At 60.0% G+C, this 24,777-nt stretch carries 17 protein-coding genes; 10 read left to right on the plus strand and 7 right to left on the minus strand.

What is annotated here, in order from left to right:
* Window positions 1–51 precede the first annotated feature (51 nt).
* From CAG18_RS07260 to CAG18_RS07270, 3 genes are all read left to right on the plus strand, one after another.
* Complete coding sequence (locus CAG18_RS07260; protein ID WP_143492638.1) at window positions 52–4,635, plus strand: hypothetical protein; 4,584 nt, start codon at window positions 52–54, stop codon at window positions 4,633–4,635.
* Between the two features lie 45 nt (window positions 4,636–4,680).
* Complete coding sequence (locus CAG18_RS07265) at window positions 4,681–5,787, plus strand: hypothetical protein (RefSeq protein ID WP_085616622.1); 1,107 nt, start codon at window positions 4,681–4,683, stop codon at window positions 5,785–5,787.
* 939 nt (window positions 5,788–6,726) lie between these two features.
* Entirely contained in the window at window positions 6,727–7,845 is a 1,119-nt protein-coding gene (locus CAG18_RS07270) for an SMEK domain-containing protein (protein ID WP_085616620.1), read from the plus strand.
* Window positions 7,846–8,598: 753 nt separating this feature from the next.
* Here the strand turns inward: CAG18_RS07270 and prpR are convergent.
* Window positions 8,599–10,551 (minus strand): propionate catabolism operon regulatory protein PrpR, encoded by a 1,953-nt coding sequence (gene prpR, locus CAG18_RS07280; protein WP_085616615.1) that lies wholly within the window; start codon window positions 10,549–10,551, stop codon window positions 8,599–8,601.
* A 202-nt stretch (window positions 10,552–10,753) separates the two neighbouring features.
* Between prpR and CAG18_RS07285 the strand changes: the two genes are divergently transcribed.
* The 7 genes from CAG18_RS07285 to CAG18_RS07315 all read left to right on the plus strand — a co-directional run bounded on the left by CAG18_RS07285 (window position 10,754) and on the right by CAG18_RS07315 (window position 17,927).
* Window positions 10,754–11,812: a phosphotransferase family protein gene (locus CAG18_RS07285; RefSeq protein ID WP_085616613.1), complete on the plus strand. Its 1,059-nt coding sequence runs from the start codon at window positions 10,754–10,756 to the stop codon at window positions 11,810–11,812.
* Window positions 11,809–12,165: a DUF6285 domain-containing protein gene (locus tag CAG18_RS07290; RefSeq protein WP_085616611.1), complete on the plus strand. Its 357-nt coding sequence runs from the start codon at window positions 11,809–11,811 to the stop codon at window positions 12,163–12,165. The genes CAG18_RS07285 and CAG18_RS07290 overlap by 4 nt, the downstream gene beginning before the upstream one ends.
* Before the next feature lie 51 nt (window positions 12,166–12,216).
* A complete protein-coding gene (locus CAG18_RS07295; protein ID WP_085616609.1) occupies window positions 12,217–13,389 on the plus strand; it encodes an acyl-CoA dehydrogenase family protein in 1,173 nt (390 codons plus the stop codon).
* Window positions 13,389–14,156 carry an SDR family NAD(P)-dependent oxidoreductase gene (locus CAG18_RS07300; RefSeq protein WP_085616607.1) on the plus strand — a complete coding sequence of 256 codons (768 nt, stop codon included), beginning with the start codon at window positions 13,389–13,391 and terminating at the stop codon, window positions 14,154–14,156. Before CAG18_RS07295 ends, CAG18_RS07300 begins: the two co-directional genes overlap by 1 nt.
* A gap of 83 nt (window positions 14,157–14,239) precedes the next feature.
* The gene (locus CAG18_RS07305; protein ID WP_256573341.1) at window positions 14,240–15,892 is read left to right on the plus strand and encodes an acyl-CoA synthetase; all 1,653 of its coding nucleotides are present in this window, start codon (window positions 14,240–14,242) and stop codon (window positions 15,890–15,892) included.
* A 56-nt stretch (window positions 15,893–15,948) separates the two neighbouring features.
* A complete protein-coding gene (locus tag CAG18_RS07310) occupies window positions 15,949–16,272 on the plus strand; it encodes a DUF485 domain-containing protein (protein WP_085616605.1) in 324 nt (107 codons plus the stop codon).
* Window positions 16,269–17,927 (plus strand): cation acetate symporter, encoded by a 1,659-nt coding sequence (locus CAG18_RS07315; protein WP_085616603.1) that lies wholly within the window; start codon window positions 16,269–16,271, stop codon window positions 17,925–17,927. The genes CAG18_RS07310 and CAG18_RS07315 overlap by 4 nt, the downstream gene beginning before the upstream one ends.
* A 46-nt stretch (window positions 17,928–17,973) precedes the next feature.
* On the opposite strand, the gene CAG18_RS07320 is transcribed toward CAG18_RS07315, so the two are convergent.
* From CAG18_RS07320 to CAG18_RS07345, 6 genes are all read right to left on the minus strand, one after another.
* On the minus strand, window positions 17,974–18,126 hold the full coding sequence (locus CAG18_RS07320) for an amino acid permease (protein WP_085616601.1): 153 nt from the start codon (window positions 18,124–18,126) through the stop codon (window positions 17,974–17,976).
* A 68-nt stretch (window positions 18,127–18,194) separates the two neighbouring features.
* Complete coding sequence (locus tag CAG18_RS07325) at window positions 18,195–19,106, minus strand: NAD(P)-dependent oxidoreductase (protein WP_085616599.1); 912 nt, start codon at window positions 19,104–19,106, stop codon at window positions 18,195–18,197.
* A 53-nt stretch (window positions 19,107–19,159) separates the two neighbouring features.
* Window positions 19,160–20,539: an aspartate aminotransferase family protein gene (locus tag CAG18_RS07330; protein WP_085616597.1), complete on the minus strand. Its 1,380-nt coding sequence runs from the start codon at window positions 20,537–20,539 to the stop codon at window positions 19,160–19,162.
* Between the two features lie 96 nt (window positions 20,540–20,635).
* Window positions 20,636–21,889: a diaminobutyrate--2-oxoglutarate transaminase gene (locus tag CAG18_RS07335; RefSeq protein ID WP_085616596.1), complete on the minus strand. Its 1,254-nt coding sequence runs from the start codon at window positions 21,887–21,889 to the stop codon at window positions 20,636–20,638.
* 45 nt (window positions 21,890–21,934) lie between these two features.
* Window positions 21,935–23,359, minus strand: coding sequence for a gamma-aminobutyraldehyde dehydrogenase (locus CAG18_RS07340; protein ID WP_085616594.1), 1,425 nt, complete (start codon window positions 23,357–23,359; stop codon window positions 21,935–21,937).
* Between the two features lie 79 nt (window positions 23,360–23,438).
* Window positions 23,439–24,770, minus strand: a complete 1,332-nt coding sequence (locus tag CAG18_RS07345) for an APC family permease (protein WP_085616592.1) — start codon at window positions 24,768–24,770, stop codon at window positions 23,439–23,441.
* Between the last annotated feature and the right edge of the window lie 7 nt (window positions 24,771–24,777).

The following is a 24,777-nucleotide window of genomic DNA, read 5'->3' on the forward strand; positions in this document are numbered from 1 at the left end:
ACGTGGTGGTTTGGCTATTGAGCGCATAAGCGTGCGGTACACGGGGTTGATATGTCAGCAGATCAGACACACGCGAAAGCTCTTAAGACCGCTTTACTTGCACTTGACCCTTCCGGGCCACAGGGCTTCGAGGGGCTTTTGGGTATCGTTCTGGGGGAGCTTACAGGGCAATCGTTCCGCCTTGCGAAATCAGGTACGCAACGAGGCCGAGATGGTGATTCCGCGTTTGACGGAGGTGCCACTTATTTTGAAGGTAAACGTTATAAGGAAGGCCTTCAGAAGAACGATGTCTCGGCAAAGCTTTTTGACGTTGCCAACGATGATACCGGCCAGGTGGATCTCTGGATTCTAGGCGCTACTTGCGAGGTCGCTTCGCAAACAGTGGAGGATGCTCGCACATTCGCAGCCAATTACGGTTTCGGAATTGCGGTATTGGACTGGTTGAATAACGATCTGGGATCTCTGCTTATCGCAGTAGTAGCGGCTGCCTCCAAGTCCAAAGAGTTGATTGCCCAAGCCCTGAAGGGCAAGCCTGAAGCAGTGCTTGTTGTACCCGCTGTGGATGCGATCGACTACTTCGGACGTCATGTGGATTTTGCTAGCAGATTGGGTGTGCTGAGAAAAGCGCTCGCCGATGATGTCGGGCTGGGACATGCCAAGACTCTGAGCGAAGCGTGGCTTAATCGCATCTTCTCAAGCAAGGCCCGAGCGCGTGCAGAGTTTGGTCAACCACTTTGCCCGCTTGATCCTACTGGGTTTAGGGTGCTTGACCGGCCGGAGCGTGCAGTTCTAACAGAAGCATTCTCAGGTGCACCTCAAAACCGAATTTACGCAATTGTAGGTGAAGAGGGTGTTGGAAAAAGCTGGCTCGCAATCCAAGGGTGGAGTCGATCCCTCACGAAATCGCTTTTTGTCCTATGTCCCGCAGAGGATTTGACGGATGATGAATCCGATGACTTCGACAGCTTCCTAATCCGTAGATTGATCCGCCAGACAAGCGGCAGTGACACACCGCAGGCAATAAAGCGATGGAGGCGACGCTTTCATGGATGGCGCGCAAACCTGCCAGCGAGATCTGTCCGTTTGACGTTGGTTGTCGATGGCCTCAATCAAACCTTAAAATCAAACTGGGGGCGATGGATCGGTCGAGCTGCGCTGCATCTCCATGACTTGGGTGGTTGTCTTGTGCTAACTACCCGCACTCAGCACTGGGCACATCTCAAAAACACGTTGCCATGCGACACAAAGACAGTCTCGCTGGCTGAGTGGTCCATCCAGGATGTTAAAGAGATACTGCTAAGCCGTGATATTGATTTTGCTAACGTCAGGCCGGAAGTGCTCGAATCTGTGCGAAATCCGCGGCTGCTAGGAATCGCAATCGAGTTAATTCAGGCGAAAGCGATTGAGCTGTTGGATGAACTTAGTGTCGGGCGGCTCCTGTTCGAACATATGCGCAGGATGCAGCAACTCGGTGCAGCACCGCTTCCTGCCCAGGAATTTGCCGATCTTCTAAAAGATCTTGCTGCGACAATATTGAGCCGAGCAAAAGCCTTTGAGACTGACGACCTTCGGTTGTTCAATGCCGTCCAAGAGCCTCAACTACAGGCGGTGGCGTCGTGTCAGTTCTTCTCCTCAGTCAAGGGAACCAGTTCTCGCTACGAGATCAAGCCAAATGGCCTGAATCTCGCGCTCGCGCTTCACCTGGTCGGTCAACTTGAGCGCGAGGTGCGTAATGGGCGTGACCCGCGGGACAAACTAGCCACAATTTTGGAACCGATAAGCGCGCTTGATGAGACGGGTAGGGTGGTTTTGCTCGCCACGCAAATTGCTTGCTTAGATGAGGAGACGAGCATTCAGATACCGCCGGCGCTTATCGAGAATTTAGTCACATTACAGAATCTACCTAACAGCCAAGTTGAAGCATTCGCGGTACTTGCCAAATCGGCTCCGGTCGCTTTCATGAAAGCTGCTGAAAACCTGCATTTATCGCATGAGCATAATGGTGTCAACGACTGGCTCCTTCATGCACTGTTGAGTCGGCGCGAGCAGCCGACTGTTTGGCAAGAGATCTTGACATCGACGAAGCGATGGCTTTCCTACTATTCGCTCGAACCCACTCGTCGGATGCGGATGTCAATCCGTTCGGACAACGCCACGCGGGTTGATGAAGAGCGCTCTCAAATTGAAACTGAAATTCAGGCGCGACTGGCTGCTATCACAGAAGCCGAGCGATCGTTCATGATGGCAAACCTCATTATCGCTCCTCATCCCAACTTTGATAGTCTAAGCCATTTTGCTTTGTATCTTCTGTCTGGTATGCCTCTGGTCGAAATTGCCCCCTATTTTCTACGTTGGCGATTTTCTTACGCGCTCCATTACTCACTATCAGCACCCTACGAAGAATTCGAGCATGTGCTGCGCTTCAATCGTGTAGATTGGCATGAAACCAGGGCTGCTCTTCTACAGGAACTGGAATCACTACCGGAGCAGGGCTGTTCGGATGTGGGTAGATGGACTCGTGTAGGCATTCTGCACGGCACCGGAGACATCGGTGATGCTATCGAAAGTGAAAGAATTTTCGATGAGATTAAGCCCGGCCAGAAGCTCCATGAAGGTTGGTCTCTGATTGAGGACCATTGCGCAGTAGACCCATGCAATCCAAATTCCACCATGCCCGACAACGTTACGACGACTGCCAAACGGTACCGTGAGCTTGATGTCGGTAAGGTCGCAACCGGCCGTGCACTATCTGAGCAGGGTCACTTTTTCCGTAGCGCTCGCTCTGGAATCGCGCGTTTCCTATCGGATGACGCGATTTACTCACTCCGCGCGCTCGCGAATGACGTCTTGGACCGTACAGGATTTGAGCGTCGCCAAGGTGTTTTGGAGCTCATGCGACACAGCGCCGGGCTTACCAAACAGCAAGCCTCAAGGTTCCTGGCCGCCGGAGTATCTTGCCCAGCGTCTCATAAAGATACTGATGACGGTAAGGATGAATTCCTAACCGCTCAGTTTTCTACGCTTATCGCCTTACCTCATCTCAGCGCGAACGAGCAGCTAGATGCAATCGCTAATATGCAGGGTGATACGATACTGCTGGAATTGTTGGACTGTGTTCATCGGGCCACCGAAGAAAAAGTGGAACATGTCTTGGAGCGCGTGCTTAACGACGGCAACACACATTCCCAGACGGCGGTTCTTGCCGCAATACATTACTCACAGTCGCCCTTGACTCCGCGGGCGGTCATGATTGTCAAAGGGTTTATCCGGACACCACTTAAGGGACTTCGCCACGAAGCGCTCGCCGTCGCGGCATCTAGCGATAACGACTCTCTATGGCAGGAAGTGATCGATAGCGGCTGGTGCGCTGCGAAGCCTCGTGGCCGTGATAGCAGCTTCGAGGACTGGCACGGATCTATGGTGTTGGTGAAAGCGTTACGTGCCGGGCTGATTGAGGTGGGCCCTGCGCTAGATCGCATGAGCCTTTCCCATTACGGTTTTGCCGCAGAAACGCTGCCTGTCGAGAGCGTCAGAAACATTGCTGACCGTGTCGAGATCGCAATTGCCAAAGCCTTAGAGTATGGAAGCGATGTGGAGTTGCCCGATATTGAGACTGAGGTGCCAAATTCATCCAACTCGACACCACCACTCATCTCGCTAACGGAGCGGGTTACAACTGAGAGCGATTTCGCCTCCAAGATGAGTCGGCTTGCGGAATCGGATGAGCAGTTTAACGAACGCCGCCGTCGTATGGGAGATAGCTATGCGCGCTTTGCTTCAGAACTCACGGCCGCAGATGCAGATTTAATACTATCTGACCTAACATTCGAAGGTATCCAAGCCATCATCGGACAGGATGTGGATCGTGCTCAGCGCTGGATAAAAATTTTTCTGGCTACCTCAGATCGGGCACTGCGCAACCTTTATCATGTCGCGCTTCAAGTTGCGATTATGTTCGGTGACAGGTTAGCACTGAGACTCCTTGAACGTGTCCTGGCTTTAGTCCCAATTATACGTCGTGTCACTGGTATCGCAAAAATCCCAATGGAGGCGATTGCTCTCTGGCGCCGGTCAGAAACTCCTGAGATCCGGGATGTATGTATAAAGCGGCTTCAATCATCTCGTAACGATAGCGAGATCGCACAAGAAGTCATTGCTGCTCATTTATCAGGGAATGTATTAATTCTGCAGACGTATATCGATGAACTGCTTGCCTCAGAACGCCCCTGCGACACTATGCTTGCGCTTATGATTGCGGGATTTTGTGATGAGAGCGTGCATGCTGACGGGGTGCTGTCCCGCTTCGCCGGAGCCAAAGGTTTTGTGGGCTCTGCTCATGCAGCTGCGTCAGAGTGGTATGCAAAAAATATTTGGGCGAAGACCTGGTATGGAGCAATGCTGAGTGCTCAGCAACCGAAGGACTTCTGGAGAGCATCAGTCCTTTTTATGAAGATCGTCGATGGCCGCTTTGACCTTTGGTCTGAAACGTCGAGCGAACCTTTGATAGTGTTCAAGGCTTTCATGCCGACGATCGTTCGTGAGGTTGGCACTCGCGTGGCAAAGGCTCAGAAAAAACGTGAGGCGAAGCTATTTGGTGAAAAAGCTCCTTCTTCGATAATGCTGAAGACGAAGTAGTCCGTGCTGCTGACCAGTTCTCTCTGATTTCAATGGATGCCAAATATGGACCCCCGCACCTATTTGCAAGCACTCAATACCCAGTTGACGTATCTGTACGCTTACGCGTTGAAGATCAATGAGATCGATACTGCAGCTGCTATGTTTGGCGAGTTTCGTGGCGTGCAAGATGCTGGTTGGAGTACTGTTGCTACGGCCCAGGAGGTCTTTCAGGAGCTGAAAGCACTGGGGTCTAAAGGTACGCCGCTCACGCGCTCAGAGCTTCGACAGCTGCTCTGCCTTTATGCTCATCTTGCAGAAGCTGGGGGTGTATATGAGGGATTGCTGAACACCCTAAGGGTCGCGCAATTAAAGGCTTACAACCTTTGGCCATTTCAAGGCCTAGTGCGCGTCCGCAAGGAGCCTCGGGCCGTCATCGGACCCAATGCTAACGCGATGTTTCGACACTTGGCACAGGTTGCAACAGCCATCGGAATGACAGGCTTAGCAGGGTTGTTGGAAATCGCTTTCCGGGATGACATACGAAATGGCATAGCTCACGCTGACTACATACTGGTCCCGGAAGGTTTACGGTTACGACGAAGAAACGGTGGTTTCCCAGTCCTTGTCCCTAACGATGAGCTGGTGGGCGCTATACAAATAGGTTTGTTTTTCTTTGAAATCCTCCAGTGCTTTCAGCAGCAGACAGTGATGTCATTCCGTCCTGCACGTACTGTTGTTGGCCGATTCAGCGAAAATCCACCCATGGCGTGGAAAATTGAATTAACCGACGACGGGAAGTTTTCGATCTCCACGAATGCGCCTGGGCCACAGTTTGATCGGGGGCACGAGCGGCAAAAGCGAATTAACGATCACTTGGGAGGGCGCATGGTGACCGCGTATGCCGGTCCTGATATCGATGTTCCTCCCGCTCTAATCGCAGCTATTTCAGTGGCTGGCTTCGAGGTTTCAATCATCGGGTTTGAAAGCTCTGAGCAGTTTGATGATCTAATTGCTGAGGTTGAGAAACATAGTCTTTGGGATGAGACACATTCTAACCAGGAAGCCGTTGGCGCCACTTTGATGGCCACGCCGTTAGGCTTTAGGAGAATCTCTAGCGGGGAAGAGTTTCAAGCTTGGCTTCCAGTGGTCGATGAAGTCCTCATCGATTAGATCTGAAGGCTCGATGCTGAGCTGATCCATCTACTGGATTTCAACACCCAGTCTCATGTGAAGCAGACCGGTTTCCTACAGGAACAGGACATGCGGCAGGAGGTTTGCCAAGTGATGGAGGTAGGCTCGGAGGCTTTTGAGCGCCGCTACCAGCGCTTGGGAGGTGAAGTCTGGGTTGCTCGATAAGCCACCACGACCTAAACAGATAGGCCTACCCTCGGCCGGCCTGTCTGTAATGAACATCCCACCACTCGTAGCTTGCTTCGCAAGCTACGCCACATCATGAAATCAAGGCTTGCTAAGGCATGCGTGTAAACCTATTTTTTTACGTGTAAACCACCTAGGTTTACACGTAAAAAAATAGGTTTACACGTCTGAAACTGGGAGCGTCTGAAACATCAGTGAATCCTGGATTTGAGGGTCGTAGCGAATGGCCGCAACTAGCCTGTTTCTGCCGATTAGCTGGATGTCCATGGGGCGGCCTTGAGTGGATCCGTCGCAGGGGCGCGTAATCATGGTCGTTTTCTAACCAACCGGATCGCGTCGAACGTTTTCACACAGCCTGGCTCGAAAGCGGACGCTATCGACTCCCATTCAAAGCACAGAGAAGGTCTGTTGTCGAATTTGATCTATGCACCTTAAGCTCCGCGTGAACCTCCGTATAGCGCTCCTGCTCAGGTAAGCAACGCTGACAATCCCCCATCCTCAAACCTTGAACAATCTGGACGACATCAGAGCGCATCATCGCGTGCTTCCATCATGCGTCCGTGATATCCGGGTGGGTTGTTCCCAAAGCGACTACCCAAAATATTGAGTGGACATCCATCATAACTAAATGTAGCTTTTGGCCATCACTGGCCACCGGCTTGCGAATTTTTGGTAGTGTCACGACTGCTGCTTTCTCATAGCCACTTATGAATTTTCGGAGCACTCAAAGAAATGAATCGGCTTAACTATCACAGAGAAATAATAGCAGCGCTCGCTTGGTTAAAAGCCCAGGTCGAGATTCATAACGGCATGGCGCTAACGGATATAAATCATGGCGCAGAAGATTTTTATTGCGGTCTTCTGAATTTAATTTATGGTCTCAAGCTTAAAAATATTAATATCATTAACAATAACACTGCTGCGATAGATTTAGGTGACGGCCAAAGTCGAGTTGCTTTTCAGGTGACGTCCACGTCAGCCCTAGCCAAAACGAAACACACCGTCGACAAGTTTATAGAAAAGGGCCTCTATAAAAGTTATGATCGGTTGATAATTTTAAATATTGTGAGCAAGTCTAACCATCGGATTGCCAAAATAGGCACTGCTGAATACGAATTAGATACCAAAAGCGACATGCTTGATGTGGCCGACCTAGTCAAGGAAATAGTTAATAGCTCTGATCTTCCCAAGCTAAAAACAATTGTAGATTTCTTAGACTCTGAATTGCTCTATGCCCGAAACACAAGCAATCGAGACCTGTCGACATCGCGAATCTATCGATTTTGGTGCGACAAGATAGATCCGAGCAATCTTATTTATTACTGCTGTTTTCTGCCGTTTTTTTATTGTGATGTTCGGATTTCAGAGCAGTTCCTGCTTCGAATTCAATCCTACTTATCTCAGGTTGAGTGGATAATAGAGGATCACAAGAATGATATAAATTCCACAGTGCTTATAAATGCCATTCGCAACTTCAATTGTGTATGTCGCGATCTTGTAGCCATTTGTTGCCTGCATGAAAACAAATATATTGAAGGGGATGAATATGCTTACTGGGTAAGCTGCCTGCACCTTGATTACTACCAGCGAGAAAAATACATCTCATATCGAAAAGGTGTACTCCAAAGCTTATTTTACCAATTAATCAAGGCCGCCAACCATATTATATCATTAAACAACAGGGAGCTGAATGGCTCGCCTCAAATGTACATTCAGTTTAAGCAGGATGGGGGTGGGGTTGAGTATTTTCCGGGTTATGACGAGCGTGACTTCTCTTGCGGTAAACTATATCCTGGCTACTGCGAGGTTGATTACGCGATACGACGCCAAATTTATGGTGACGGTGTTTAAGCTATAAATCAACATTGGTTGTCGCCGAGCGCGACTCTAACGGCTAGACGAATTTTCCACATAAATGACTATACTATTTGGCCAGGCGCTGTATGAGTTCACACAGCAGCCTGGTGATCATAAGGCAGATGCGCTGGCCCTTTCACTACTGGAAAATGGCCTTCATGAGCTGACCGCTTATGTGACTCTCGAACTTGGACACCTTCATGTGTGCTGGCCTTGGTGAACTCGGGAACTATGCTAGTATATGTTGCGATGCATAATCGCGATCCACGAAACGCTCTAGCAGGTATTGAAAAACTGCTCCAGGCGGGATCAAGCTGACGGGTGGTCTGTTAGGAGATAAGGCTCGATGCGACCTGCAACACCACATCTTGGAGAGCTCTTGAATGTCTGCAATGGGTCGAAAGCGGTCAGTTGCGTCCAGACCGGCTGAACATGCACATCGCGAAAACGCACCTCCGGGCGCCATATTGTCCTGCTCCGACTGCATCAGCATGGTCGTCAGGCGACTGAGCAAGAATGCCGGACGATACAGTACATCGCGCATAGTCGCCGGATCTGATAGAGGGCAATCGCTCGCAGAATAAGTATCTCCAGGTAACTAAACAGGTTGAGCGCCCTCCACAACAAAATCGCTAGCAACCCGGCGATGTACGTCGAGCCAGTCAGTTCGCGGATGATTAGACGGTATCGGGCCTTGAGACTGTCCAACCAGACGTCATGGATTGAACATGGGACTGGGGCTTTCATTCAATTGGCAGATCGCAAGCGCCGCCACAAGGTTGTGCGGCTGATGCCGAGACGGCGGGCGGCTTCGTCGAGGTTGCCGTGGCAGCTTTCCAACGTTTCCCTTACATGGCGCAGTTGCGCGACCTTGCCGATGGTGTGCAGGTCCGTTTCGTCTGACGACTTTTTCCGGGCGGGTGAAGGGGGAGAGCTTTCGCACAGTTCAGGTAGCACGCGTGCCAGGTACTGCTCGTTCACGCGGTGGTCCTCAAGCAGTTCGCGTGCCGAGAGCATCGCGCGCTCGATCACATTCTCCAGTTCCCGGACATTGCCCGGCCAGGCATAGCGTTCAAGGTACGGCAGCAGCGCGGCGGGGATGTCTGCAGCTCCCGGTGGTTGCCCCTGAACGAGCAGGCGCTGGCTGATGCCCCGGCAGATCAGGGCAATGTCCTCAGGGCGTTCGCGCAGCGGGGTGGTCTGCAGACGCAGGATGTTGAGCCGGAAATACAGGTCGGTACGGAAATCGCCATCGTCTATGGCGCTGCGCAGGTCCTGGTGGGTGGCGGCAATGATGCGCACGTCGATGGCAATCGGTTCGGTGCTGCCCAGGCGCAGGACTTCACGCTCTTGCAGCACGCGCAGCAGGCGTGTTTGCAGCGACACCGGCATGTCGCCGATCTCGTCGAGGAACAGCGTGCCGCGGTGTGCCGCTTCGAACAGGCCTGGCTTGCCACCTTTGCGCGAGCCGCTGAAGGCGCCTTCCTCGTAGCCGAACAATTCACTTTCCAGCAAAGACTCGGGAAACGCCGCGCAGTTGATGGCGACGAAGGGGCCTTGCCGGCGCGGGCTTTCGTTGTGGATGCCTTGGGCCAGCAGCTCCTTGCCGGTGCCGCTTTCGCCGGTGATCAAGATGGTCGAATGGCTGGCGGCGAAGCGCTTGGCCAGTTGCAGCATGTCGCGGTTGGCCTTGCTGTTGCCGTCGAGCTGTTCGAGCCGGTAGCGCGCGTTGAAGGCGCCGGGGCGGCGGGTGGAGCGGATGCGTTGGTCTGCGCGCTGCACGGCGGTGATGTCTTGGCAGGTGAGCACCAGGCCGGTGCGCTCGCCGTTCTCCAGGATGGGCAACAGGTTGCTGACCACGGCGTGCGAACCCAGCCGGATCACTCGGTTTTCCTCGCCGACGCCTTCCTGCAGCGCTTGCTGCAGGTCCAGTTCCGGGCACAGCTGTTGCAACGGCCGGCCCAGTGCGGCGCTGGCCGGCAACTCCAGCAGTTTGGCAAGGGCCGGGTTGAGCGATTGCACGACGCCCTGGTTGTCGACCGCCGCCACGCCGGCGGGGATATGTTGCAACACGGCATTGAGATGCCGCCGCTTGGCGATCTCGACGCGCTGGCTGTCGAGAATGCCCAGGGCTTCCTCCAGCGCCTTGCGCGCGGTGTCCTCGCTCAGCGACAGGACGCCATGCAGCCCCGCCTGTTCTGCCAGCTCCACCACCGTCGACGAGCCGATGATGCTGCGACAGCCCAGCCGGGCCGCCTGGTCGACGGCCTGGCGAGCCTCCTCCAGGGAGGTGTAGGCGGCCTGGTGGACCTGGACGGTGAATAGCGCGGCCATGGCTTGCAAGTCGTGGTTGATGTGGTTGTAGCTGAGCACGGCCACCTGGGAAGAGCGCTCGCTGGCCTGCCCCAGTGCCCGCAGCAGGTCGCCGCTGCCAACGCGCATCGCCAGCACCGGGCGCGTCAGGTGTCTGCGCAGGTAGGCTGCGGTGGCACCGGCGCAGACGAACACATCCACGTTGCCTGACTGTACTAGTTCGCGGGCGGTCTGCAGTGCCTCGGCCACCGAGGTGTCGAGGACTTCGATATGGGTATCGGGGTAGTCCGCCGTGAGCCCGCTTACCACGTGGGCGAGCCGGCTGCGTTGCTGAGGGCGCTGCAAGTGGCTGATCAGCACGATGACCTGGGAGGCGAGAGCGTCCATGGCGAGACCTGTTCATGATTGAAATGTTTCGATACTGAATGAACAGGTTGCAAATGTGCAACGGATTGTATGCCCTTTACTCATCGAGAAGTTGCCCAAAGCCAGGCTGCATGCGGCCTGCCGATGTTTCCTGAAGAGTTGGCCCACGCCTTGCTCCTGGGGTTGTGCCAACCCGGAAACCAAAGACAGGGCCTACAGACGCATGAACAATCCACCAACGATTTCCCAGGCCGGCGATACGTTCGCGGCCATGACTGACGATCACTGCCTGGCCGAGTTCATCCGTGAGCAGGCCTTGGCAACGCGGGTGGTCATCCAGGCGCGCAAGCGCCTGAGCGGCGGCGCCATCCAGGAAAACTGGCTGCTGGACCTGCTGATCGAAGGCGGCCCGTGGGCTGGCGACCGGCGTTGGGTGCTGCGCAGCGATGCGCTTTCCGCGCTACCCGCCAGCCTCGACCGCGCGCAGGAGTTCGCCGTGTTGCAGGTGGCGCATCAGGCAGGCGTGAAAGTGCCGCGGCCGCTTTGGCTATGTCGCGATACGCAGGTCAACGGGCGGGTGTTCTTCCTGATGGAGTATGTGCCAGGTGTTGCTGCCGGTCGGCGGCTCAGTTCAGCGGCGGGAGCCTTGGGCCAGGCCCGGCTCGCGGAGCAGCTCGGCGCCAACCTGGCGCGCCTGCATCAGATCCGTCCGCCGAGCGCGGCGCTGGCCTTCCTGCCCCTGCCCAAACGCTCGCCGGCCCTGGTTTGCGTCGATGCCTACCGTCGCTACCTCGACACCCTGGACGATGCCTATCCGGTATTGGAGTGGGGCCTGCGTTGGTGCGAGCTGCATGCACCACGCGACAGCCGTCTGTGCCTGCTGCATCGCGACTACCGTACGGGCAACTACCTGGCCAGCGAGCAGGGACTGGAGGCGGTGCTGGACTGGGAGTTCACTGGCTGGGGCGACCCGTGCGAGGACCTGGGCTGGTTCACCGCCCGCTGCTGGCGTTTCACGCGCCCTGACCTGGAGGCCGGCGGCATCGGCCTGCTGGGGGACTTCCTGCGTGGCTACCACAAGGTATCGCCACTGTGGATCGAGCCCCAACAACTGCACTACTGGCAGGTCATGGCGACGCTGCGCTGGGCGGTGATCGCATTGCAGCAGGGGCAGCGCCACCTGTCAGGCGAAGAGCCTTCCCTTGAGCTGGCACTGACCGCGCGCATGCTCCCGGAGCTTGAACTCGACATCCTGAACATGACCGGAGCCGATGCGCCATGACTCAAACGCACGCCCATGAATTACTCGAAATCGCCCGCCAGACCTTGCTGGAGCAGGTATTGCCTGTGCTGCCTGGCGAGCTGCGCTACCCGGCCTTGATGATCGCCAATGCCATGGCCATAGCGGCCCGCGAAAGCTGCCTGGGTGCCCATGCCGAGGACCAGGAACAAACGCGTCTGGCCGCCTTGGTCGGCGAGGCGCCCGCGGCCTTGCCCGACCTGCGCCGTCAGCTCGCCTGCGCCATTCGCCAAGGCTGCCATGATGCCGTGCAACCCCGTTGCACGCTGGTCGAGACATTGCGCCAGGTCACCCTCGCCCGATTGGCGATCAGCAACCCCAAGGCCTTGCCCTGAACGGCGTTGACCACCCATTCCTCCGATAGACAAGAACACACAAGGACAGCCATGAACTTCACCCTCCCGGACGAACTGCTCGCCCTGCAGGCCAAGACCCGAGACTTCATCGCCGAACAGGTCATCCCGTTCGAGAACGACCCTCGTCAAGACAGCCATGGCCCCAGCGATGCCCTGCGCCAGGATCTGGTGGCCCGCGCCCGCGCCGCCGGCTTGCTGACGCCCCACGCCAGCCGCGAAATGGGCGGCCTGGAACTGAGCCACGTGGCCAAGGCGATCGTCTTCGAAGAGGCCGGCTACTCGCCGCTGGGCCCGGTGGCGCTGAACATACATGCCCCGGACGAAGGCAACATCCACCTGATGGATGTGGTCGCCACCGAGGCTCAGAAAGACCGCTGGTTGCGCCCGCTGGTCCAGGGCCATGCCCGGTCCTGCTTCGCCATGACGGAGCCCGCGCCCGGCTCCGGCTCGGACCCCTCGATGCTGCGCACCACCGCCACCCGCGATGGCGACGACTACCTGATCAATGGCCGCAAGTGGCTGATTACCGGGGCCGAAGGCGCCGACTTCGGCATCATCATGGCGCGCATGGAGGATGGCACGGCGACCATGTTCCTGACCGACATGAAGCGTGACGGCATCATCCTTGAACGTCAGCTGGACTCGCTGGACAGCTGTTTTACCGGCGGTCACGGGCAGCTGCGTTTCGACAACCTGCGTATCCCGGCGAGCGATGTCCTTGGCGAGATCGGCAAGGGCTTCCGTTATGCCCAGGTGCGTCTGGCGCCCGCACGCTTGACTCATTGCATGCGCTGGCTCGGTGCCGCGCGCCGCGCCCACGACATCGCCTGCGACTATGCGCGCACCCGTGACGCCTTCGGCAAGCCGCTGGGCGAGCACCAGGGTGTGGGCTTCATGCTGGCCGACAACATGATGGACCTGCACGTGGTGCGCCTGGCGGTCTGGCACTGCGCCTGGGTGCTCGACCAGGGTCGGCGCGCCAATGTCGATTCGAGCATGGCCAAGGTGATCAGCGCCGAGGCGCTGTGGCGGGTGGTCGATCGTTGCGTCCAGGTATTGGGCGGGCGCGGGGTGACCGGGGACACCGTGGTGGAGCGGATCTTCCGCGACATTCGCCCGTTTCGCATCTATGACGGCCCGAGCGAAGTGCACCGCATGAGCCTGGCGAAGAAGCTGCTCGACCAGCGCCTGGAGGCCCAGTGATGCAACCGGACCTTGCCCGACTGTTCGCCCTGGACGGGCGTCGCGCCCTGGTGACTGGCGCCTCCAGCGGCCTCGGCCGCCACTTCGCCATGACCCTGGCCGGCGCAGGCGCCGAGGTGGTGGTGACCGCCAGGCGCCAGGCGCCACTGCAGGCACTGGTGGAGGCCATCGAGCTGGCGGGAGGGCGGGCGCAGGCCTTTGCCCTCGATGTGACGAGCCGTGAGGACATCTGCCGGGTGCTCGATGCCGTCGGCCCGCTGGATGTGCTGGTCAACAATGCGGGAGTGAGTGACAGCCAGCCTTTGCTGGCCTGCGATGATCAAAGCTGGGACCACGTGCTCGACACCAACCTCAAGGGTGCCTGGGCGGTGGCCCAGGAAAGCGCCCGGCGCATGGTCGCGGCGGGGAAGGGCGGCAGCCTGATCAATGTCACTTCGATCCTCGCCAGCCGTGTGGCCGGTGCCGTCGGCCCTTACCTGGCGGCCAAGGCCGGCCTGGCCCACCTGACCCGCGCCATGGCGCTGGAGTTGGCACGCCATGGCATCCGGGTGAACGCCCTGGCGCCCGGCTACGTGATGACCGAGCTGAACGAGGCGTTCCTGGTCAGCGAGGCTGGTGACAAGTTGCGCTCGCGTATCCCCAGCCGCCGCTTCAGCGTGCCGGCGGACCTGGACGGCGCCTTGCTGCTGCTCGCCAGCGATGCTGGGCGGGGGATGAGCGGCGCTGAGATCGTGGTCGATGGCGGCCATCTGTGCAGCAGCCTGTAACGCGCCCTGGTGCAATAACAACAAGAACAGGAGGTATGTATGTGCGTGCAAGACCTGAGCAATGTGTCGATGAGGTGCCTGCCATGATGGTTCCCACCCTCGAGCACGAGCTAGCTCCCAACGAAGCCAACCATGTCCCGCTGTCGCCGCTGTCGTTCCTCAAGCGTGCCGCGCAGGTGTATCCGCAGCGCGATGCGGTGATCTACGGCGCCAGGCGCTACAGCTACCGCCAGTTGCACGAGCGCAGCCGCGCCTTGGCCAGTGCCTTGGAGCGGGTCGGTGTTCAGCCGGGCGAGCGGGTGGCGATATTGGCGCCGAACATCCCGGAAATGCTCGAGGCCCACTATGGCGTGCCCGGTGCCGGGGCGGTGCTGGTGTGCATCAACATCCGCCTGGAGGCGCGCAGCATTGCCTTCATCCTGCGTCACTGCGCGGCCAAGGTATTGATCTGCGATCGCGAGTTCGGTGCCGTGGCCCATCAGGCGCTGGCCATGCTCGATGCGCCGCCCTTGCTGGTGGGCATCGACGATGATCAGGCCGAGCGCGCCGACCTGGCCCACGCCCTGGATTACGAAGCGTTCCTGGCCCAGGGCGACCCCGCGCGACCCTTGAGTGCGCCTCAGAACGAATGGCAATCGATCGCCATCAACTACACCTCCGGCACCACGGGGGACCCCAAGGGCGTGGTCCTGCATCACCGCGGCGCCTACCTCAATGCCTGCGCCGGTGCGCTGATCTTCCAGTTGGGACCGCGCAGCGTGTACCTGTGGACCTTGCCAATGTTCCACTGCAACGGCTGGAGCCATACCTGGGCGGTGACGTTGTCCGGTGGCACCCACGTGTGCCTGCGCAAGGTCCAGCCTGATGCGATAAACGCCGCCATCGTCGAGCATGCCGTGACCCACCTGAGCGCCGCCCCGGTGGTGATGTCGATGCTGATCCACGCCGAGCATGCCTGCGCCCCTCCGGTGCCGGTATCGGTGATCACCGGCGGTGCCGCCCCGCCCAGTGCGGTCATCGCGGCGATGGAAGCGCGTGGCTTCAATATCACCCATGCCTATGGCATGACCGAAAGCTACGGCCCCAGCACACTGTGCCTGTGGCAGCCGGGGGTCGACGAATTGCCCCTGGAGGCCCGAGCGCAGTTCATGAGCCGCCAGGGTGTCGCCCACCCGATGCTCGAGGAAGCCACGGTGCTGGATACCGACACCGGCCGCCCGGTCCCGGCCGACGGCCTTACCCTTGGCGAGCTGGTGGTGCGCGGCAATACCGTGATGAAAGGCTACCTGCACAACCCGGAGGCCACCCGGGCGGCATTGGCCAATGGCTGGCTGCACACGGGCGACCTGGCCGTGCTGCACCCGGATGGCTACGTGGAAATCAAGGACCGGGCCAAGGACATCATCATTTCCGGCGGCGAGAACATCAGCTCGCTGGAGATCGAGGAGGTGCTCTACCAGCACCCCGAGGTGGTCGAGGCCGCGGTGGTGGCGCGCCCGGATTCGCGCTGGGGGGAGACACCCCATGCGTTCGTCTCCCTGCGCGCCGATGCACGGACCACGGTCACGGAAGGCGACCTGATCCGCTGGTGCCGTGAACGCCTGGCGCATTTCAAGGCGCCGCGACATGTATCGCTCACGGAGCTGCCCAAGACCGCCACCGGCAAGATCCAGAAGTTCGTCCTGCGCGAGTGGGCCCGGCAACAGGAGGCGCAGACCGCCGACGCCGAGCACTGATCGAGCTACAACACCTGCTCACCCCATAACAACAAGTACATTGATCGAGGTGTCCCATGTCCAGCCTGTTATACGCGCGTGTTCGCGCCAGCGCCCGGTTCCAGCAACTGGTGACGCGCAGAAACCGATTTACCCTGAGCCTGTTCGTGCTGATTCTGGCCACATTCTATGGCTACACCGCGTTGGTATCGTTCTGGCCCGAGCTGATCGCCAGGCGCCTGGCCGAGGGGTCGAACATGACTTTCGGCGTCGCGGCCGGCGCCTTCCTGTTCGTCTTCTTCTGTGCGTTGTCGGCGTTTTATGTGTACCGGGCCAACGGCGAGTTCGATCGCCTGACGCAGGCGCTGGTCGCCGGGCTGGAAGAGGAGCAGGGCGCATGAAGAAACTATTGCCTCTGGCTTTGTTGCTGCACTCCGGCCTGTCGTCGGCTTCGCCTGCGCTCGATGCGGGCCAGCGTCAGCCGCTCAACCTGCATGCCATAGGCATGTTCATGGTGTTCGTGCTGTTCACCCTGTGCATCACCTGGTGGGCAGCGCGGCGCACCCGCTCGACGGCGGACTTCTACAGCGCCGGTGGCGGCATCCTGGGCTGGCAGAACGGCCTGGCGCTGGCCGGTGACTACATGTCCGCCTCGACGCTATTGGGGATCACCGCGCTCATCTACACCTCCGGCATGGATGGCTACATCTACCTCATCGCTTTCTTCGCGGGCTGGCCGGTGTTGCTGCTGTTGATGACCGAGCGGCTGCGCAACCTGGGCCGTTTCACCTTCGCCGACATCACCTCGTACCGCCTCGACCAGGGCAAGGTGCGCACCATGGCCGCCATCGGCTCGCTGACCGTGGTGTGTTTCTACCTGGTGGCGCAGATGGTCGGGGCCGGGCAGTTGATCAGGCTGCTGTTCGGCCTGGACTACCACATCGCCTTGGTGATCGTCGGTGCGCTGATGATGCTGTATGTGACTTTCGGCGGCATGGTGGCGACCACTTGGGTGCAGATCATCAAGGCATTCCTGCTGCTGGTCGGCGGCTCGCTGGTGCTGTTCCTGGCGATGCGTGAATTCGACTTCAGCTATGACACGCTGGTCAGCCAGGCCATGGACACCCATGCTCTGGGCGAACGCCTGCTGGCGCCCGGCAGCTTGCTGGCCGACCCATTGACCGCGCTGTCGCTGAGCCTGGGGCTGGTGTTTGGCACCGCCGGGCTGCCGCATATCCTGATGCGCTTCTTCACCGTCAGCGATGCCCGGGAGGCGCGCAAGTCGGTGCTCTATGCCACCGGGTTCATCGGCTACTTCTTCAATGTCATTTTCCTGCTGGGCCTGGCGTCGATCGTGATCGTCAGCCAGCAGCCGCAGTTCTTCGAAGGCGGGCAGGTGGGTGGCAAGCTGCTGGGCGGGGGCAACATGGTGGTCATGCACCTGGCCCAGGCCGTAGGCGGCAACCTGCTGCTGGGCTTTCTGTCTGCCGTGACCTTCGCCACCATCCTGGCGGTGGTGTCAGGCCTGGCCCTGGCCGGGGCGTCCGCCATCGCCCATGACCTGTACGCGCGGGTGATCATGAAGGGCGCGGCCAGCGAGGTGCAGGAACTGCGGGTGACCAAACTGGCTACCCTGAGCCTTGGCCTGGTGGCGATAGCCTTGGGCATCGTGTTCGAAAACATCAACGTGGCGTTCATGGTTGCGCTGGCCTTTGGCATCGCCGCTTCGGCCAACTTCCCGGTGCTGTTCCTGTCGATGTTCTGGTCGGGGCTGACCACCCGTGGCGCGTTGGCCGGTGGCTACGTCGGGTTGCTCAGCGCCATGGGCTTCGTGGTGTTCTCCAAGCTGGTGTGGGTGGATGTATTGCACTTTGCCGAGCCGCTGTTCCCCTATACCCAGCCTGCGCTGTTCTCCATGCCGTTGGCGTTTTTGGTGGCCTGCGTGGTTTCCCGGCTGGACCGGACCGCACGGGCCAAGGCGGAAAGGGCGGCCTTCGCCGACCAGTTCGTACGCGGCCAGACCGGCCTCGGTGCCAGCGGTGCAGTCGATCATTGAGTTACAAGCGGCCGCTGGGGTGAGTGCCTGCGGCCGCGTTCCCTCCTTAGTACCCCCTGAAGACCTCGCCGATGCTGGTGATCGGATGCCCCATGCGGTGCGCCGCCGCTCGGTTGACGAGAGACGGCCTGGGGGCAAGCAGGGCACTCAGGAAAATGGCCAGCGTCAGGACGGCCAGCAAAAAACCAAATCGGCGCATGTGATCCTCCAACGATTTTTGTAATTGTTGTTTTCGAGAGCAATCCGAGAGGCGCTGTAACCGCGCAGTCACGCCTCTTTGTTATCGCCTTCGCGGGCGAACACCCTAGTGGTGGCCACGATGTCCTGGTCGCCATGGCCCATCGATTCCGCGCGCTGCGCGACCTGGCAGACCGCGTCGAACACTGGCGTCCAGGCCCCCTGTGCGTGCAGGGACTGGGCAATGTGCGCGAAGGCATCTACATGAACATCGAGCCTCGCCTGATCGCCTGCGAAGTCTTGCGCTTCGAGACGGCGTGCCGCTTCCTCGAGTGCGTCGGCGACGAAAAAGCGTGACGTGTCGAGCAGGAGCCTGGCCGTCTTCGAAACCGGCAGGCCAAACCGCTCGCTCGCCCCCACGGCCTCGAAGAACGCAACCATCGCGGCAAACGCATGGGCGTGGAGCACGGTCGCAAAGGCCAATGCTTCGCCCCAGGGAAGGAACACAGCATGGCCGGCGAGCCCTTCAAGCAGCGGGCGGTGCTGCTCGAAGGCTTCACGGTCACCGGTATGAATGCTGTGGCTTTCGCGATGGCCGACGTTGCGCGGGTAGGCCACGATCATTCCTTTGACGTAATGGCCGCCGGCCCGGTTGACGAGGGCCTGAAGCGCAAGGCCCTCGTCCTGGGCGTTGGTGGTGTAATCGACGATCGTTCGGTTGGCCAGTGCATGCATCACACCTGGCAGACCGAGCACCTCGTGGGTCGCGCGGTTGTCCAGGAGCACGAAGATCGTGGCTGGGCTTGCAGCCAGCGCGGCTTCGGCGCTGTCGCACAGGTGAGCGCCGGCGGCGACGAGCGCCGGGGCCTTGCCCGGTGACCGGTTCCAGATAGCCACGCGTTTGCCTTGCTTGAGCAACGCGAGTGCCATGATCGTTCCCATGGCACCGAGCCCGACCACAGAAACATCAAAGTCGAAGCTTTCATCATTTTGTTCGTGCACGGCCAAAGCCTCCTGATTGTTGTTTTAGGTAATGCTCAGGGGTGAGCCTTTGCTCACAGCAGGTTCTGCGATCGAGCCCAGCCCGTCGCGTCAGCCAAGGTGCGCTCGAAGGCGCTGAAGATCGCTTCGATATCGCCCTGCGTGGTGATCAACGGCGGGCAGAACGCGATCGTGTCGTAGATGGCGCGGATGATCAGCCCATGCTTGTGGGCCTGTTTGAACACGTAGCCACCCAACGCACCTGGCTGGGCGAACGGTTGGCCAGTGGCCTTGTTCGCAACCAGTTCGATCCCGCCCATCAGCCCGACGCCTCGGACGTTGCCGACCAGCGGGTGGTCTTCGAACGCGCGCAGGTGGCGCTGGAACACGGGGGCCAGGTGCTGAACATGGCCAACCAGGTCGCGCTCTTCGATGATGCGGATGTTTTCCAGCGCAACCGCGGTGGCGACGGGGTGGCCTGTGCAGGTCAGGCCATGGGCGAACGCCCCCAGGCGCTGGCTCTGGCTCACCAGTACATCGTTGATGGCATCGGACACCACCACGGCCGCCAGTGGCTGGTAGGAAGAGGTGAGCTGCTTGGAGAGCACCATGATGTCGGGCTGGATATCGTACAGCTGAGCCCCGAACATCGTGCCGAGCCTGCCAAAGCCGGTGACGATCTCGTCGATCACGACGAGGATGTCGTAGCGCTTGCACACTGCCTGGATCGCCGCCCAGTAGCCGGTGGGAGGAGGGATCACGCCGCCCGCTGCGATCACCGGTTCGCCGATGAAGGCGGCAATGGTTTCCGGCCCTTCAGCGAGGATGTAGCGCTCCAGTTCGTTCGCCAGGCGGGCCGAAAAGGCTTCCTGCGTTTCTCCAGGCCGGGCAAACCGGTAGAAGTTCGGACATGTCAGGTGATGAACCGGGATGGCCGGCAGGTCGAAGTCGCGATGAATCGAGGGGATGCCGGTCAGGCTCCCGGCGGCGACGGTGGCGCCATGGTAGGCCTGCTGGCGAGCGATGAACTTCTTCTTGTGCGGTTTGCCGAGCGCATTGTTCACGTACCAGACCATCTTCACCATCGAGTCGTTGGCTTCGGAGCCCGAGTTGGTGAAGAACACGTGGTTGAGGTCGCCCGGCGCCAGCTCGGCCAGTTTGGCGGCCAGCGCTGCAGCCGGGGCGTTGGTCTTGTGGCTGAAGCTATGGTAGTAGGGCAGTTGCTTGAACTGCTCGACGGCGGCGTCGACCAGGCGCTGTTCACTGAAGCCCAGGGCAACGCTCCACAGGCCCGACATCGCCTCGATGTAGGCGTTGCCTTGCTCGTCGAAGACCCGCACGCCGTCGCCGCCGGCAATCACGAAGGGGCCGACTTCCTGGTGCTGTGCCAGGTTGGTGTTGGGGTGGATGAGTGAGGCCAGGTCGTTCTGGGCCGTTGAGGTGGTGGTGTTCATTGGCTCAAGTTCCTGTCGCAGGCAGAGGCGCCCGCAAGTAGGCAGGTTGCGTGCGCCCTGTGTACCGCCACCGGGGCGCACGGCAGAACCCTGCGGTTACTGACCAAGCGCTGCCGCGACCGATACGCCGAAGGCTTTAAGGCCGTCTTCGAGCTGGTCGGTCGGGGTGTTCACCGGTGGCATCAGCTTGATGATTTCGCCGTTCGGGCCGCAGCGGTCGACCAGCACACCCGCCTGCAGCACACGCTGCTGGGCATCCTTGGCGAACGCGACGTTGCCGCGGCCGAAGTCGATGCCGGCGATCATGCCGCGACAGCGCGCGGACGCGACGCCTGGAATTTCCGCGAAACCTGCGACTGCGCGCTCCATGGCTGCGCAGTTGGTGGCCAGCAATTTCAGGAATGGCTCTTCGCGCCAATAGCCGAGCGCGATCTGGGCCGTCAGGAACGCCAGTTGGTTGCCGCGGAAGGTGCCGATGTGATCGCCCGGTTGCCATACATCCAGCCCGGCGCGAATCAATACGATCGCCATCGGCAGGCCGAAGCCGCCGATCGATTTGGCGCAGGTGATCAGGTCTGGCACCACCCCGGAGCGCTCGAAGCCGAAGAACTCGCCGGTGCGGCCGCAACCGGCCTGGATCTCGTCGCAGATGAGCAGCACGCCGTGATCGGTGGTCCACTTGCGCAAGCGTTGCAGCCATTCGTTGGAAGCCGGGTAGACGCCGGCCTGTATCTGCACGGATTCGACGATCACCGCCGCTGGCAGCTCCGAGCCGCTGCCCTGGTCGTTGGCCAGGCGCTCGAGGAAGCCAATGCTGTCGAATTCGCCATAGGGGCTGTCTTCGTACGGCACGAACACCACGTCGGTGGAAAGCCCTGGGCCACGGCGAGTGCGGTTACCAGTGACGGCCAGGGCGCCGGCAGTCATGCCGTGGTAAGCCCCGTAGAACGATACGACCTTGCTGCGCCCGGTCGCCTTGCGCGCCAGCTTCAACGCCGCCTCGACGGCATCGGCACCGGTCGGGCCGGTGAACTGCACCTTGTAGTCCCAGCCACGAGGCTTGAACAGGTCGCGCTCGATCACCTCGAGAAACTGGCGCTTGGTGGTGGTGTGCAGGTCGAGGGCGTGGGTCACGCCGTTGGAGGAGAGATACGCGATCAAGGCATCGCGCATGCGCGGGTCGTTGTGGCCATAGTTCAGGGCGCCGGCGCCGGCGAAGAAGTCCAGGTACTCACGGCCGTCTTCGCCGCGGATCTTGCTGCCTTGGGCGGTATCGAACACCAGTGGCAGGTCACGGCAGTACATCCGCACGTTGGACTCGAGCCTTTCGAACGTCTCGATGTTGTTCATGCAAAACCTCTTGGAAATGGTCTGGGTAATCCGGGGCGTGGGCGGTCAGTGCTTGAACATCACGTGGCGAACCACCGTGTAGTCTTCCAACCCGTACATCGACAGGTCCTTGCCGTAGCCGGACAGCTTCACCCCGCCATGGGGCATTTCGCTCACCAGCATGAAGTGGGTGTTGACCCAGGTGCAGCCGTATTGCAGGCGAGCGGCCAGGCGATGGGCGCGCCCCACATCGGCGGTCCACACCGATGAGGCCAGGCCGTAGTCCGACTCGTTGGCCCATGCCAGTGCCTTGGCTTCGTCTTCGAATGGCGTAACCGTCACCACCGGGCCGAAGATTTCCCGGCACACCACCTCGTCCTCCTGCGTGGCGCCGGCCAGAACCGTCGGCTCGAAGAAGAACCCGGCACCCGCAGCGCGCTTGCCGCCGGTCACCACCTCGATGTGAGGCAGTTCCTTGGCACGGTTCACGAAGCCCTCCACGCGCTCCAGGTGCTCCCGGGTGATCAGCGGGCCCATCTCGGTCGCCGGGTCATCCTGCAGCCCGCACTTGATGCTGGCCACGGCTTCGCCGAGCTTGCGCACGAACGCTGGGTACACCGCCTTCTGCACATAGAGGCGGCACGCGGCGGTGCAGTCCTGGCCGGCGTTGTAGAAGCCGAAGGCGCGAATGCCTTCGACGGCGGCGTCGATGTCGGCATCGTCGAAGATCAACACCGGCGCCTTGCCACCGAGCTCCATGTGCATGCGTTTGACGCTGTCGGCGGTGCCTTCGATGATGCGGCTGCCGGTGCGCACGGAGCCGGTCAGCGACACCATGCGCACCTGGGCGTGGCTGGTCAGCGGTTCACCCACCGAGGCGCCGCGACCGTGGACGATGTTGACCACGCCGGCGGGGAAGATGTCGGCGAGCAGCTCGCCCAGTTTCAAGGTGCTCATCGGCGTGTGTTCCGACGGCTTGAGCACGACGGTGTTGCCGCCGGCCAAGGCCGGGCCCAGTTTCCAGGCCGCCATCAGCAGGGGGTAGTTCCACGGGGCGATGGAGGCGACCACGCCCACCGGGTCGCGGCGGATCATCGAGGTGTGGCCCGGAATGTACTCGCCCGCCGCCGAGCCCTGCAGGCAGCGCACGGCGCCGGCAAAGAAGCGGAACACGTCCGACACGGCGGGCAGTTCGTCCTGCAGCACGGCGGTGAACGGCTTGCCGCAGTTGTCCGCCTCCAGACGGGCGAAAACCGGCGCCTGGGCGTCGATGCGGTCAGCGAGCCTGAGCAGTAGTGCCGCGCGGTCCTTGGGCGGCGTTTGCGACCAGGCGTCGAAGGCCTCATCCGCGCTTTGCACTGCGGCATGGACCTGGGTGCGGCTGGCTTCGGTGGTCTGTACCAGAACGCTGCCAAGGGACGGGTTGTATACGTCGAGGTTTTCGCCTTCGCCGGCCACCAGGGCACCGTTGATCAGGAGTTTGGTTTGCATGTCGATTCTCGCCATTGAACGGCAAGGCCAGGGCCTTGCCTTGTAGTTGTCGTCAGGGCATTCGATTGGAAGGTGGCCGCTACGCCAGCGCGTCAGGCACCGGGTTGCGGAAGAAGCTGGTCCGGCAGGCGAGGTAAACCGCGCCCAGGGCGAGCCAGCTACAGCCCATGATCAGTGCGTCTTTATCCAGGCTGGCCAGCATCCAGCCGGCCGTGACCAGGCCGATGACCGGGAAGAGCACGCCGCGCAGCAGGCCAGCCCCGTCCTTGATGTGTGCATCGAAGGTGAGCCGCAACGCGCAGAAGTTGACGGCGGTGAAGGCCAGAAAGGCGCCGAAATTGACCAGGGACGTCGCGGTGGCAATCGTCAGGCCAAAACCCGCGGTGCCGAAAATGCCACAGAGCAGGATGTTGAAGGTCGGCGTCCTGTAGCGAGGGTGCAATGCACCGAACAGCTTGCGCGGCAGTTGGTTGTCCCGGCCGAGGGCGTACAGCAGCCGGCCCACGCTGGCCTGGAACGACATGCCCGCGGCGAAGTGGGCGATGATGATCCCTGCAAGGACCACGGCGAAGAACAGGTCACCACCGATCATGCGGGCAATCTCGAAGGCAGCGCCGTCCACCCGCTCGAACGTGGGGGAGGGGTGCGCCAGGTACATGAAGTACGAGGAGGCGACATAGACCGAACCGCCGATCAGCGCGACCATCAGGATCGCGCGGGGCAGCGTGCGGCCTGGGTCACGGGTTTCCTCGCTGAGCGTGGACAGTGCGTCGAAGCCAAGGAACGAGTACGCAGCAATGGCGGCGCCGGCCATGCTGGTGGCAAAGGGCACATCCTGGTTGAAGAACGGCTTGGCCGACAGCAGCCCTCCAGGGCCATTGGCAGCCACGATGTAATGCACGCACAGGCCGATGAACACCACGATGATCGCCAGTTGCGCGCCCATCAACAGCAGGTTGAAGCGGTTGGCGACCTGGATGCCCAGCACATTCAGCAGCGAGGTAGAGACGATGAAACCGGTAATCCACACCCACTGCGGCACATCTGGAAAGGCCATGTTGAGATAGCTGGCGCCAAGCAGCCAGATCAGCATCGGAATGAAGAAGTAATCGAGCAGTGCGGCCCAGCCCACCATGAAGCCGAGGTTGGCGCTGAGCATCTTGCGGGTATAGGTGTAGGCCGAACCGGCTACCGGGAACACCCTGACCAGCCGGCCATAGCTCAACGCCGTGAACACCACGCCGGTCGCCGCGATCAGGTAGGCCATCGCCGTGGTGTTGCCACTGGCCTGCGAGATCACGCCATAGGTGCCGAAGACGATCAACGGGGCGAGGAACGCCAGGCCGAACAGCAGGACCGAAAACGGGCCCAGGGTGCGCTTCAGCGAAGCGCCAGGGGTTGATTCGCTCATGACTGAC

It is taken from the genome of Pseudomonas sp. B22(2017) (assembly GCF_002113105.1).
In the GTDB taxonomy this organism is placed as follows: domain Bacteria; phylum Pseudomonadota; class Gammaproteobacteria; order Pseudomonadales; family Pseudomonadaceae; genus Aquipseudomonas; species Aquipseudomonas asiatica.

Bases quoted from the DNA above. Each gene is read 5' to 3' on its own strand.
- CAG18_RS07295 (WP_085616609.1), top strand. From the start codon at position 12,217: ATGAACTTCACCCTCCCGGACGAACTGCTCGCCCTGCAGGCCAAGACC.
- CAG18_RS07345 (WP_085616592.1), bottom strand. From the start codon at position 24,770: ATGAGCGAATCAACCCCTGGCGCTTCGCTGAAGCGCACCCTGGGCCCG.
- CAG18_RS07300 (WP_085616607.1), top strand. From the start codon at position 13,389: ATGCAACCGGACCTTGCCCGACTGTTCGCCCTGGACGGGCGTCGCGCC.
- CAG18_RS07340 (WP_085616594.1), bottom strand. From the start codon at position 23,359: ATGCAAACCAAACTCCTGATCAACGGTGCCCTGGTGGCCGGCGAAGGC.
- CAG18_RS07270 (WP_085616620.1), top strand. From the start codon at position 6,727: ATGAATCGGCTTAACTATCACAGAGAAATAATAGCAGCGCTCGCTTGG.
- prpR (WP_085616615.1), bottom strand. From the start codon at position 10,551: ATGGACGCTCTCGCCTCCCAGGTCATCGTGCTGATCAGCCACTTGCAG.
- CAG18_RS07310 (WP_085616605.1), top strand. From the start codon at position 15,949: ATGTCCAGCCTGTTATACGCGCGTGTTCGCGCCAGCGCCCGGTTCCAG.
- CAG18_RS07265 (WP_085616622.1), top strand. From the start codon at position 4,681: ATGGACCCCCGCACCTATTTGCAAGCACTCAATACCCAGTTGACGTAT.
- CAG18_RS07320 (WP_085616601.1), bottom strand. From the start codon at position 18,126: ATGCGCCGATTTGGTTTTTTGCTGGCCGTCCTGACGCTGGCCATTTTC.
- CAG18_RS07285 (WP_085616613.1), top strand. From the start codon at position 10,754: ATGAACAATCCACCAACGATTTCCCAGGCCGGCGATACGTTCGCGGCC.
- CAG18_RS07290 (WP_085616611.1), top strand. From the start codon at position 11,809: ATGACTCAAACGCACGCCCATGAATTACTCGAAATCGCCCGCCAGACC.
- CAG18_RS07330 (WP_085616597.1), bottom strand. From the start codon at position 20,539: ATGAACACCACCACCTCAACGGCCCAGAACGACCTGGCCTCACTCATC.
- CAG18_RS07315 (WP_085616603.1), top strand. From the start codon at position 16,269: ATGAAGAAACTATTGCCTCTGGCTTTGTTGCTGCACTCCGGCCTGTCG.
- CAG18_RS07335 (WP_085616596.1), bottom strand. From the start codon at position 21,889: ATGAACAACATCGAGACGTTCGAAAGGCTCGAGTCCAACGTGCGGATG.
- CAG18_RS07260 (WP_143492638.1), top strand. From the start codon at position 52: ATGTCAGCAGATCAGACACACGCGAAAGCTCTTAAGACCGCTTTACTT.
- CAG18_RS07305 (WP_256573341.1), top strand. From the start codon at position 14,240: ATGATGGTTCCCACCCTCGAGCACGAGCTAGCTCCCAACGAAGCCAAC.